Origin of the sequence: Staphylococcus sp. GDY8P198P, assembly GCF_017891615.1 — a bacterium.
Classification (GTDB): domain Bacteria; phylum Bacillota; class Bacilli; order Staphylococcales; family Staphylococcaceae; genus Staphylococcus; species Staphylococcus cohnii.
Genome location: NZ_JAESJQ010000005.1, coordinates 370,549 through 381,926, shown reverse-complemented (window position 1 = coordinate 381,926; position 11,378 = coordinate 370,549). Strand labels below are relative to the sequence as shown.

General features: G+C 32.3%; 11 protein-coding genes. All 11 read left to right on the top strand.

Annotation, left to right across the window (positions count from 1 at the left end; genetic code table 11):
- The first annotated feature begins 73 nt into the window (after window positions 1–73).
- The 11 genes from cidR to KA824_RS06215 all read left to right on the top strand — a co-directional run bounded on the left by cidR (window position 74) and on the right by KA824_RS06215 (window position 11,163).
- Window positions 74–949, top strand: coding sequence for a cidABC operon transcriptional activator CidR (cidR, locus tag KA824_RS06265; protein WP_107383993.1), 876 nt, complete (start codon window positions 74–76; stop codon window positions 947–949).
- A 418-nt stretch (window positions 950–1,367) separates the two neighbouring features.
- Complete coding sequence (locus KA824_RS06260) at window positions 1,368–1,754, top strand: CidA/LrgA family protein (protein ID WP_019470016.1); 387 nt, start codon at window positions 1,368–1,370, stop codon at window positions 1,752–1,754.
- Complete coding sequence (locus KA824_RS06255) at window positions 1,755–2,441, top strand: LrgB family protein (protein ID WP_107383994.1); 687 nt, start codon at window positions 1,755–1,757, stop codon at window positions 2,439–2,441.
- Window positions 2,442–2,518: 77 nt separating this feature from the next.
- Window positions 2,519–4,261 (top strand): pyruvate oxidase, encoded by a 1,743-nt coding sequence (locus tag KA824_RS06250; protein WP_107383995.1) that lies wholly within the window; start codon window positions 2,519–2,521, stop codon window positions 4,259–4,261.
- Between the two features lie 603 nt (window positions 4,262–4,864).
- Entirely contained in the window at window positions 4,865–6,259 is a 1,395-nt protein-coding gene (locus tag KA824_RS06245) for a YfcC family protein (RefSeq protein WP_107505103.1), read from the top strand.
- A 184-nt stretch (window positions 6,260–6,443) separates the two neighbouring features.
- Window positions 6,444–7,007, top strand: coding sequence for a GNAT family N-acetyltransferase (locus KA824_RS06240; RefSeq protein WP_107383997.1), 564 nt, complete (start codon window positions 6,444–6,446; stop codon window positions 7,005–7,007).
- 148 nt (window positions 7,008–7,155) lie between these two features.
- Window positions 7,156–7,671, top strand: coding sequence for a VOC family protein (locus KA824_RS06235; RefSeq protein WP_107383998.1), 516 nt, complete (start codon window positions 7,156–7,158; stop codon window positions 7,669–7,671).
- Between the two features lie 28 nt (window positions 7,672–7,699).
- Window positions 7,700–8,683, top strand: a complete 984-nt coding sequence (locus KA824_RS06230) for a D-cysteine desulfhydrase family protein (protein ID WP_107383999.1) — start codon at window positions 7,700–7,702, stop codon at window positions 8,681–8,683.
- A gap of 117 nt (window positions 8,684–8,800) precedes the next feature.
- Complete coding sequence (locus KA824_RS06225) at window positions 8,801–9,130, top strand: thioredoxin family protein (RefSeq protein WP_107384000.1); 330 nt, start codon at window positions 8,801–8,803, stop codon at window positions 9,128–9,130.
- A gap of 218 nt (window positions 9,131–9,348) precedes the next feature.
- Complete coding sequence (locus tag KA824_RS06220; RefSeq protein ID WP_107384001.1) at window positions 9,349–9,870, top strand: GNAT family N-acetyltransferase; 522 nt, start codon at window positions 9,349–9,351, stop codon at window positions 9,868–9,870.
- Between the two features lie 324 nt (window positions 9,871–10,194).
- Entirely contained in the window at window positions 10,195–11,163 is a 969-nt protein-coding gene (locus KA824_RS06215; RefSeq protein WP_107384002.1) for an alpha/beta hydrolase fold domain-containing protein, read from the top strand.
- Window positions 11,164–11,378 lie beyond the last annotated feature (215 nt).

Here is an 11,378-nt window from a genome sequence, read left to right as displayed (position 1 = left end):
AAAGATTGAAAAAATAGTATATAACCGTATACTAGGATATACACATTGAAGTTAAGTATAGAGGAGCATGCATATGGATATTAAACATATGAAGTATTTTGTAGAAGTAGTAAACCAACAAGGTATGACAAATGCATCTAAATCATTGTATATCGCTCAGCCAACGATAAGTAAAGCAATTAAAGACATTGAAAAAGAATTGAATATGCCATTGTTTGATCGAAGCAAACGTCAACTTGTCCTAACGGATGCTGGCTCAGTTTTTTATCATAAAAGTAAAGAAATCTTATCATTATACAAAGATCTGCCTAAAGAAATTAATAGTTTATTAGGTTTAGAAACAGGTCATATTAGCATTGGTTTGTCTGCAGTCATGAATATGAATAAGTTTATTCATATTTTAGGTGAATTCCATCAGCAGTATCCTAATGTAACGTATAACTTAGTGGAAAACGGTGGCAAAATGATTGAACATCAATTAATTAATGATGAAATAGATATAGGAATTACAACATTACCAGTAGACCAATCTATTTTCCATTCCTTGCCATTATATCAAGAAGAGTTGAAATTAGTTTTGAATAAAGAACATCGTCTTGCTCAATATCAACAAGTGAAAATGAGCATGCTAAAAGACGAAGATTTTATACTTTTTAATGAAGATTTTTACTTGAATGATAAGATTATCGAAGCGGCAAAAAATGCAGGTTATATACCTAATACAATATCCAAGATTTCACAATGGAACTTTATTGAAAATCTTTTAAATGCTCATTTAGGTGTAAGTATTTTACCAGAGAATATAGTGGGATTATTAAACAGTGACTTTAAAAATATAACACTTGAGGATCCAGGCATGAGTTGGGAATTAGGTGTGATATGGAAACGAGATAAATATTTAAGTTATGCAACCAGACAATGGATAGATTTTATGAAACAACGTTTATAAAGACGTAGGTTAGTATTCATATTATGTGATAATGAAACAACATTTGAATAAAACGATTGAATCAATTGTGTGTTAATAATAGAAATTTCAACCATAGCGTAGAGTAATTTTAGGTATTGGTGGGAGTAGATTGCGCAATCAAACGGATGTTTTGATTCCAATCCTGTTCCCACTATTTTTAGTTGTAAAAGCTATGCTATGAAATCATTTGAAAAGGACACATAGTAAAATAGTTGATTTGTTTTATTAACTATAGCTAATTGGAATATGTAAAATCGCTTTCATAGAAAAAAGTAATTGTTATTATGAAAAAACAATATTTTTATTATATTTAATGGCGCGTTATACTTAGTCATGTAATCAACAAAGTAGTTAAAAATAGTCAGCAGTTCAAAAGTAATAAAAAGGGTGATGAGTATTGCAGGTAGCGCTAAAGATAATCAAAATTATGTTTCAAGCATTAATTATTATGGGTATTACTTTTATTGGTAATAAAATTCAAATGATTTTTGATATTCCGATTGCAGGTAGTATCGTTGGATTAATATTATTTTTCTTATTACTACAATTTAAAATTATTCCAACAAAATGGGTAGAAGAAGGCTCTAAATTTTTCTTAGCTACCATGGTATTTTTCTTTGTTCCATCTGTCGTAGGTATTATGGATGTCGCTAATATGATCAATTTTAATTTTATTTTATTCTTTATCATGATTGTTCTAGGCACATGTTGTGTTGCTTTAATTTCAGGGTTTATTGCTGAAAAAATGGTTAAAGCTGAACAATACGGGAATGGTCAAGATTAGATGGTACTTCTAAAAGCATTGTTAATGATTCTACTGACAGTTTTTATGTACGTTGGAGCAAAAAAATTACAGTTTCAATACCGGAGCCCATTTTTAAACCCTGCACTTATATCATCAATTGGAATTATCGTTGTATTATTGTTATTTAACTTAGATTATAAACAATATATGGTCGGTGGAAAGTGGATACACCAACTGTTGAATTGTACAGTGGTAACATTAGCGTATCCACTATATCAAAATCGTCATAAAATATTAGCTAATGGTAAAATTATATTTAGTAGTGTGATTACAGCAGTAATTTTGAACTTTGCATTTGTTTATGTCATATTAAAAATGTTTGGTTATTCAAAAGAAGTTATTGTTACGATGTTACCAAGATCAATTACAGCTGCTGTAGGTATTCAAGTATCTCACCAAATGGGTGGTGTGGATGCAATAGCAGTGTTATTTATCGTAGCAACTGGTTTAATCGGGAGCATTTTAGGTGCGTATTTGATTAAATTTGGAAGATTTAAAACTTCTATTGCAAAAGGTTTAACATTTGGTAACGCATCACATGCTTTTGGTACAGCTCAAGCACTTGATATTGATTTAGAAGCAGGTGCGTTTAGTTCAATTGGTATGATTTTGACTGCATTATTAAGTTCAATCGTTCTCCCGATACTCATAATCTTTTTATATTAAGCGTAGTGTTAAAACACAGTATTAACTATTTTAGGGTAAAAATAAATCGTTAAAATTTGGAAGGAGCAATTTTTACAATGGCAAAAATTAAAGCAAATGAAGCATTAGTAAAAGCATTACAAGCATGGGAGATAGACCACTTATATGGTATCCCAGGAGATTCTATAGATGCGGTAGTAGATAGTTTAAGAACTGAAAGAGATAATATTGAATTTGTTCATGTACGTCATGAAGAAGTAGCAAGTTTAGCAGCTGCAAGTCATACAAAATTGACTGGTAAAATTGGAGTTGCATTAAGTATCGGTGGTCCAGGGGTCGTTCACTTACTTAATGGTATGTATGATGCGAAAATGGATAATGTTCCTCAACTTATTTTAGCAGGACAAACAGATAGTACAGCTTTAGGAACAAAAGCATTCCAAGAAACAGATATTAGCAAAATGGTAGACGATGTAGCTGTTTATAACCGTCAAATCTCTGAGAATGATAAAGATATATTCGGCATTGTTAATGAAGCAATCCGTACGGCTTATGAGAAAAAAGGTGTTGCAGTCTTAATTCTGCCAAATAACCTATTGACAAACAAAGTGAAAGATACAACAAATACACCAGTGGACACTGCACCACCAGCACGTGTTGCACCAAAACCACGTAGCATTAAAAAAGCCACTAAGCTTATTAATAAAAGTAAACGTCCGGTTATGATTATCGGTACTGGTGCTAAACATGCTAAAGACGAAGTGCAAGAATTTATTGAAGCGGTTAAAATTCCGTCAATCATTACTTTACCTGCTAAAGGTATTTTAGCAGATGCTCACCCATATAATTTGGGTAACTTAGGTAAAATTGGTACTAAAGTGTCTTATCAAACGATTCAAGACGCTGATTTACTAATAATGGTAGGTACAAACTATCCTTATGTTGACTATTTACCTAAGAAAAATATCAAAGCAATTCAAATCGATACAAATCCAGAAAATATTGGACATCGTTTCGACGTGAATGCAGGTATAATTGGTGATAGTAAATTAGCATTGCAACAATTAACAGATAGTGCCAAACACGTGAAAAATCGTGATTTCTTAAATAAAACATTAGAAAGAAAAGCAACTTGGGATTCTTGGATGGATAAAGATAAAGCAGATGAAAGTTCACCAATCCGTCCAGAACGTCTAATGGATGCAATCAACCAAGTGAGAACAGATGACGCGATTTTCTCAATCGATGTCGGTACATCTACTGTATGGTCAACACGTTATTTAGATCTAACAGTGAATAATAAATTCATCGTTTCTAGTTGGTTAGGTACGATGGGCTGTGCATTACCAGGTGCATTAGCAGCAAAACGTGCTTACCCTAACCGTCAAGTAGTGGGTATAGCAGGCGATGGTGCGTTTGAAATGGTAATGCAAGACTTTGCAACAGCAGTACAATATGATTTACCAATGACTATATTTGTTTTAAATAACCAAGAACTATCATTCATTAAATATGAACAACAAGCTGCTGGTGAATTAGAATATGCAATCAACTTCACTGATATAGACTTAGCACAATTTGCGGAAAGTTGCGGTGGCGTTGGTTATACGCTTAAAGATCCTAATAGAATTGATGAAGTTGTAGAAGAAGCAATGGCTCAAGATAGACCAACAATTGTCAACGTTTATGTTGATCCAAATGCTGCGCCATTACCTGGTAAAATTGTTAAAGACGAAGCAATTAATTACGGTAAATGGGCATACAGATCTATTACTGAAGATAAAAAATTAGATTTAGATGAAATTCCTCCAATGTCAACAGCTGTTAAACGTTTCTTCTAAGTTGATATAAGTAAAAAATTAGAGACTTTAATTTCTCTGACTAAAAATAAACGCCAATTTCTATTGAAATATTATAGAAATTGGCGTTTTCTTTGCTTTGTGAAGTTTTGCATCACGTTCGTCTTGAATCGAAACCTAATAAATTAAAATGATGTCATAGTGTGCTGAAATCTAGAGGAATGATATGAGCGAGAGACTACAGACTCGAATCATATCTCAGGCAAGCATGCACGTTTAAAAACATAATATTTTAAAAGATATAAAATAGCTGCAACATGAAATGATTAGCTTGAATGGATTTAAGTCAAAATATTTTTCATTTGTACTAAATATCTCCCATCGTGATTTTGTAACGTGCTGACGCCTAGGGAAAAGATATGAGCGAGAGACTACAGGCTCGAATCATATCTCAGGCAAGCTATGCACGTTTAAAATCATAATATTTTATGATTTAGTTAAAGATATTTAAAAATAGATTGAAAATTCAGCATAATATCTATAAAGTGTATTATTATAACAGTAATTTATTAAATTGATTGATCAGGTTATTTTTTAGATTATGATTTTTTTCAATTAAAAACCATTTAATGGGGGATATTTAAAATGTTCAAATCAATTTTTAAAAAGATAACATTTAAAACACCACATACATATGCATTGTTATTATTTATCATTGTTGTGGCAAGTTTACTTACATATTTAATACCAGCTGGGGAATATGCACGTGAAAAAAAAGATGGACAAACATTAGTTATATCTGGTTCATATCAAGAAGTGTCACAACATGGCGTTTCGTTTTTTGATATATTTCGAGCAATTCCAGAAGGATTACAGAGTGGCGCTGAAATTGTATTTTACATTTTCTTAGTGGGTGGCGCATTTGGTATTGTCCATAAAACAGGCGCATTTGAAAATGGTGTGAATAAAGCAATGAACACATTAGGATCTTATAAAGTACTAATGATTCCATTGACTATGACGATATTTTCTATATTAGGTTTTTCAATTGGATTAGCAGAAGAAACGATTATCTTTGTTCCTATTGGAATTATTATAGCGAGAACATTAGGATATGATGCGTTGACTGGAGCAGCAATGGTTATACTTGGAGCAGCAAGTGGCTTTATTGGTGGTATGTTAAACCCATTTACTGTAGGTGTTGCACAATCTGTAGCGGAGTTACCATTATTTTCAGGTTGGGGGTTGCGTTCGATTATTTATATCTTTATCTTGTTGGCAGCTATTACAACAGTGATGATATATGCACGTAAAGTGAAACAAGATATGTCGAAAAGTATTGTATACGAACTGGAAAAAGTTGAAGGACAATCTACGGAAGCGATGGATACGCCACGTTTTACGAAGCGACAGAAAGTTGGTTTACTACTCATTGTTGCAGCGATCGTATTAAATGTGTTTGGTATTTTTAATTATGGTTGGTCCTTTAACGAGATGAGTGCTAACTTCTTATTGGCAGGTTTACTTGCAGGTGTCATAGGAGGATTGGGCGTCAACGGTACATTTGAAGCCATGATAGAAGGTATGAAAGATATTTTGTTTGGCGCAATGATTGTTGGCTTTGCTAAAGGTATTATTGTCATTTTAGAAAATGGCCAAGTAATAGATACCATCGTACATGGTATGACAACCTTGCTTACAGATGTACCTTCCTCGGCAGTTATCATCGCGATGTTTATCTTACAATTCTTTTTGAATTTCTTTATACCATCAGGTTCTGGACAAGCATTAACTACTATGCCATTAATGGTACCAATCTCTGACTTATTACATATCAATAGACAAATTACTGTACTTGCGTTTCAATATGGAGATTCAATCAGTAATGTCTTATTTCCAACTTCTGCAATTTTAATGGGTGCTTTAGCTGTTGGAAAGATATCTTATACTCAGTGGCTTAAATTTGCTTGGAAATTAATTTTAGTATGGGTAATCATATGTTGTATTGGTATGTCTATTGCCTTAATAATAGGTTATTAAGTAATAATTTGCTAAGTCATTTAGCTAACTTGAACTTCATGTTATTAGGAGTAGTCTCAGATATTAAAGTATTAATTAGATATCTGAGGCACTCCTATTTTTTATGTCTAATCATTAAAATGTTGAAATATTCAGAAATTACAAATAAGATATGATATAAGACATAATTAAAGAAGGTGAGACAATGCAATATAGACCGTTTATAGAAATACTGCCGAACGTTTCATTAAGACCACCAGATCTTAAAATGGCTGAATCATTATTTGAAACCATTCAAGAAAATTTTACGCATTTATCACGATTTTTAGATTTCATTACTGAAGATCTCACTGTAGATGCGGAAAAATCATATTTAAAAATGATGATACAACATCAAGCTGAAAGTAAAGGTCAATTATTTCTAATCTATTATGAAGATGAATTGATTGGCACAATAGATTTACATAAAATCGATTTAAAAAATAAAAAAGCAGAAATAGGTTATTGGATGGCGAAAGGATATACAGGTAAGCGAATTGCGACGGAAAGTGTTGTGTTTATATGTCATTATGCATTTGAAATTTTAGAATTGAATAAACTCACGATTATTGCAGACGTAAGAAATATTGCTAGTAATAAAGTTGCTAAAAATGCAGGTTTTCATTTTGTCGCAACTGATATTCAGGACATGTATGATGGTGAAAATTATCAAGATATGAATCGATATATTTTATTGAAAAATCATTTTGACTTGGCTGAAAGTCATTAAATGCTAGATTGATTGCCTGTATAGCACATGCTTAACAGTATCCGGTGTGTCCAAGTCACAAGCAATTGTTAGTAAACTTATTGTATTGACTGATATTAGCTATGATATGAAACAGACGAAAAGGATATATAAGGAGGATTACGACTTGATGGCTAGAGGTATTAATCATATTGGTTTAACTGTACCTGATATTGAAATAGCAACGGCTTTCTTTAAAGAGGCTTTAGATGGTCGTATTGCTTATGATAGCCAAACTAAAATGGATGAACCTAGAGGTGGCCAATTTGTTGAACATGTATTAGGACTGGAGAATGGTGCTGAAATTGTTAAAAAGAGAATGATGGTGTTCAATGATGGCCCCAATATAGAGATGTTTGAATTTGTATATGCAAATCAAAAAAACGCTGTAAATTTACAAGACATAGGTTATACACATATTTCATTTTACGTGGATGATTTTGAAGCATCCCTTAATAAAATCAAACAAGCTGGGGGAGAACCTATCTCTGAACCTCACAGTAATACAAAATATGAAGATACAGCTGGTAATCGTACGGTATATGTTAAAACTCCATGGGGAAGTTTAATTGAGTTGCAAACGATACCAAATGGTTATTATTATCCTAGAGATAGCGAGGCAAGTGTATTTATTCCGGACGTGTAAGAAATATTGACGCAGGAGGTTAAAAATAATGTTAAATAGAAAGTTAGATGTCGCCAACTTACCCACGCCTATTCATAAGTTAGAACACTTAAGTAAACGTTTAGGCAAAGAAATTTATATTAAAAGAGATGATTATACTGGCACTGAAATATCAGGGAATAAAGTAAGAAAGTTAGAGTATACGATACAATATATAATTGATCATGGCTATGATACGATTATTACAACAGGTGCAATCACATCTAATCATGCCAGAGCAACAGCAGCACTATGCGCAAAATATCAAATTGAATGTCATCTCGTGTTAGAAGGTACAATGAAATCTTTTGAAGGTAATTTATTCTTAGATGCTATGCTTGGTGCACATGTACATGTGATTGACGACGATCAGTCTCGAGAAATAGCGATGGCACAATTGAGTCATACACTAGAAAGTAAAAACAAAACACCTTTTATGATACCAACTGGCGCATCAGATTGGATAGGTACGCATGGTTATATCAATGCTTTTGAAGAGGTTATAGAACAAGAGGCTGAATTAGGTTGTCATTTTGACTCTATTAATGTAGCTGTAGGCTCAGGTGGCACATATGCAGGTTTATGGTTTGGTAAACACAGTCACAACCTACCGACAAAGATAATTGGTTATGCAGTCAATGAAAGTGCAGCAGCCTTTAAAAATAAAGTGCAAACAATCATTAATCATTTAGATGAAAACATAGATACATTCGATACAATTACCATTAATGATAGTTATATTGGATTAGGTTATGCACAAGCAACAGATGAAGAATTAGCATTTTATATTGATATTGCACAACAAGAAGGTATTGTTTTAGATCCAACCTACACAGGAAAAGCTTTTAGAGGTATGGTTAAAGAAATTCAAGAAGGAAAATATGATGATCAACAAACAATTTTGTTTATTCATACAGGTGGACTACAAGGTTATACAGAGGAAACTAGAACACGTATTCAACGATTACTGCCAAATTTCAATAATGATTTGTAAATATATTTAGATATGAGGATTACGTACACATTTTGTAGTCAAAAGCATATAAATTGCGAAGTATACTATATATGGTGCATAATATTAAACACTTTATAATTAAGGAGGGTGTTCTATATGACTCAAACATTAAGTTCCATGGATGAATATCATTCATTTATTAACAAACATCCGCTCGTAGTCATTCATGTAATGAGAGATAATTGCAGTGTTTGTCATGCGGTATTGCCACAAATTGAGGACATGTTGCGTGAATTCCCAGACATACCATTAGGTGTGGTTAATCAAAGTAATGTAGAAGAAATAGCTGGTGAATTATCTATCTTTACAGTACCGGTTGATTTGATCTTTCTCAACGGTAAAGAAATGCATCGTCAAGGTAGATTTATTGATATGCAACAAATAGAACACCAATTATCCATAATGTATGAAAGTTTAAAATCATAAATGAATATGAAATAGTTGTGCATTATAAGTAATTAGACATCCTGTTGTTAGTTTATTAACATAAAAGTAATACTAATAATAGGATGTTTCAATTTAAAAACCTTATAATTAAAAGTAAATTGTCTAAAATAAAAATGAGGTAAATTAAATCACAAGTATCATATATAATAAAAATAATGTATGATAAGATTAATCTATTGAATTGAGGAGGAGTATTTATGCGCATAGAAAGAATATGTCCGAATGAAGCTGAAGCGCTGTATACTTGCATGAAAAAGATTGATCAAGAGACACAATACATGCTCTATTTACCTGATGAAAGAAGTTTTAATAAAGATAGACTTGTTGATGATATTAAACACAATTTCTATATTGGTGTTAAAACTGATGAAAATGACATTCTAGGATATTTATCTGTACATATTAGTAGATTAGCGAAAATTAAGCATATCGGTTATATTGTGACCGGTGTGATAAATGAAAAACACCATCAAGGGTTAGCAACAAAGATGTTTCAAGAAACAATAAAATGGGCTGAGCGTAAAGGGTTAAGAAGACTAGAATTAACTGTCATTACAACTAATACTCCGGCAGTTAAATTTTATGAGAAATTAGGATTCAAAATTGAAGGTATCAAACATGAATCTATTTATATGGACCATCATTTTTATGATGAATTATATATGTCAATGATGATAAATCAATCATTTTCAATAGATTCAGCTATACTCGAGAGCTAACTTAATACAAATTAACATTACATCATTTCGTAATGAAATGTACAATACATATTAATAAAATGAGTTAACGATAATTCAACTTCGCTCTAGTTTTGGAGAATTGTATCAAAAAGGCGTTTTATAGCATTTTCTTAAAAGGATTATTTGCTATATTTTGATGTGTGAAGCGCACTTGTCACACAACATATTTGAGCATGGTAGGCTTGTGTGAGGTGTTAATGTTTAAGTGTTTATTAAACTTATGGATGGAGCACAATATATAGTTTAGTTTATTGTTGATACTAACCAAGTCACGAAGTAATTGTTCATTGGAGGTAATATGAAATGCTAAAAAGAATATTAACCATTGCAAGTGTTAGTGTGATAGCTTCATATTTATACGCCAAGCTTTTAGAAAAACGTAGTTATAAAAGCTTTTTGTATGAAATAATGATTAGAGCAACAAAGATGAAACAACCATTTGAAAAGAAAGCAAACGCGCAAAAAGCGCTTGAATTTGTTAAAGAACAAACACAAGGCGAGTACGAAGGTACGAATTATAACTTTGACAATGCTGTTTATACTAAAAAAATTCACAATGTAACCAATTATATTGTGAATGATAAAGAAGATCGTCAACAAAAAGTAGTGATATACATTCACGGTGGAGCGTGGTTCCAAGATCCACTGCCATATCATTTTGAATATATAGATATGTTGGCAACAGCCTTTGATGCAAAAGTAATAATGCCAATATATCCTAAAATTCCACATGCAACATATAAGGAAACTTTTGAATTACTAGAAGAGATTTATAGACGTGAATTAGAACAAAAGGTGAGTTCAGAGCGTGTTGTTATCATGGGCGATTCGGCTGGAGGCCAAATTGCATTATCTTTTGCACAGTATTTAAAAACAGTGAATATGTCACAGCCAAGTGATATTGTGATGATTTCACCAGTACTGGACGGTACATTTAGTCATCCTGAAGTTTACAATTATGAAAAAATTGATCCCATGTTAGGTGTTGAGGGCAGTAAATATTTAATTAGTCTATGGGCTGGTGAACTGTCATTAACGGATTGGAGAGTTTCGCCAATTTACGGATCATTCAATGGATTAGGAAAAATAACCATTTCAATTGGTACAAAAGAAACGCTTTATCCTGACGCGGTTAAATTATCGCAAGTGTTAAATGCTCAAGGTATTCATCATAACTTTATCCCAGGATACCAGCTATTTCATATTCATCCTATCTTCCCAATTCCTGAAAGAGCACAATTTATCAATAAGTTGAAAAAAATTATAGACTGATTTAATCATGTTTTAACGCGATAGAGAGTCTGGAACATAAATTTCAAAAAAATAGCACTCAGATGATTTAATTCAATTCATCTGAGTGCTTCTTTTTTATGCAATATTTCGTATTGTTGGCTCGCTTTCTTTGGGGACAGTTTCAGACTGCCCTGTTCCCTCAAGAGTCTCCCCAAAATACGTCACATTATTGAACACGAAAAATGTAGTATAGG